Origin of the sequence: Erythrobacter sp. CCH5-A1 (assembly GCF_001557115.1) — a bacterium.
GTDB lineage: Bacteria > Pseudomonadota > Alphaproteobacteria > Sphingomonadales > Sphingomonadaceae > Erythrobacter.
In genome coordinates, this window is sequence record NZ_LSKQ01000310.1 from 1 (window position 1) to 1365 (window position 1365).

At 64.2% G+C, this 1365-nt stretch carries 1 protein-coding gene; it reads left to right on the top strand.

Going from position 1 to position 1365, the window contains the following annotated elements; all coding sequences use genetic code 11:
• The first annotated feature begins 223 nt into the window (after positions 1-223).
• A complete protein-coding gene (locus AX708_RS18820; RefSeq protein ID WP_067490621.1) occupies positions 224-1222 on the top strand; it encodes a DUF2493 domain-containing protein in 999 nt (332 codons plus the stop codon).
• Positions 1223-1365 lie beyond the last annotated feature (143 nt).

Genomic DNA, 1365 nt, shown 5'->3' on the forward strand with positions numbered 1-1365 from the left:
CCGAAACATATCAGTCTTCGGCGCTCGTCAAGGATCGCGGTCCCCCCAATTTTCCACCGGGTGACCGTGCAGCTTGCGCGCCGGCCACCCGGCAGAAAATCGGCTCCCCCGCGCCCGCATGGCGGCGGCGAGACAAGCTCGCCGTCCCTGACTGCACGCCTCCCGACTGATGGGTTTTCGGGGTTCCCATGGTGGGAACGATTTCAATCGATTGGAGGCATTTATGACCACTTTCAACTCGTTCGCCGATCTCGCCAACGCTCGCATCAATCTCGCCGACACGCGTGAAGGCATCACCGAATCCTACGACGGAGCATTCATCGAAACGAGCGACCTTGCGAAGCTCAACATCATCGATGAGCCGGTTGCAGCCGAGATGCCCGATCCGGACATGGCCCGCCGCGCCGTGGAAATGGCGATCGGAACGATCTTCGATGTCCTGAAGGAGACGCGCATGGAGGAGTTCGCCCAGCAGCTCGCCTGGGGGATGGTCAACTCCTTCCACATGACCGCCCGACTTGCCGAGGGACGCGAGGACGACGCCGCACGCAAGCTCGGAGAAATGGCACGGCACTTCGATCCTTCGGAAATCTACGCCGTCGAGCTCGAGGAGACGCAGCAGCTCTGCCAGACGCTGCAAGGGTGCCGTGAAGCGCTCGAGGCGATGCGCGACCACGCCGCCGACGTCTACCGCGTAGAGACGGGTCGTCCCTTCACCGCCACGCGCGGATCGCAAGTCAGCAAGAACGGGGTCACCGCCAGCCAGATCCAGGCGCGCGATTATCTCGCCGGACGCGCCAAGGATCGCAGGGCGCAGTTCACGCCCGAAGGTCCACTGGTGATCGTCTCGGGCGGCCAGCAGGACTGGCACGACTTCGAGATGATCTGGGACATCCTCGACGACATCAAGGCACGCATTCCGAACATGGTCCTCGGGACCACCGGAATGCGCAAGGGCGTCGATGCCATGGCGGGAGCGTGGGCTCAGAAGAACCGGGTGAACACCATCCACTTCGTCCCCGACCAGCGTCAGGGCAAGCGCGCACCCTTCCTTCGCAACGAGAGCATCATCAAGCTCAGCCCCGTCGAGGCAATCGTCGGAGAAGGCTCGGGCATCCAGGCGAACCTCGCTCAGCGGCTGCGTCAGGCAGGCGTCCCGACGCACATCCGCCGCATCGCCGATCAGGCTGCACCGCAGCAGCGCGCGCGCACCTTCGGGTGACGCGCTTCTCGGAAGGCTCCGGCTTCGGCCGGGGCCTTCCTTCTTTCTTCTGCTTTGCCAGGATCCGGGCTCAGGGGGCATCGAACCCCCTTCGCCCGGCGGGGAAGCTCAATCGAAGATCGAGGGAAAAGGGGGAGGGGGAG

Bases quoted from the DNA above. Each gene is read 5' to 3' on its own strand.
- AX708_RS18820 (WP_067490621.1), top strand. From the start codon at position 224: ATGACCACTTTCAACTCGTTCGCCGATCTCGCCAACGCTCGCATCAAT.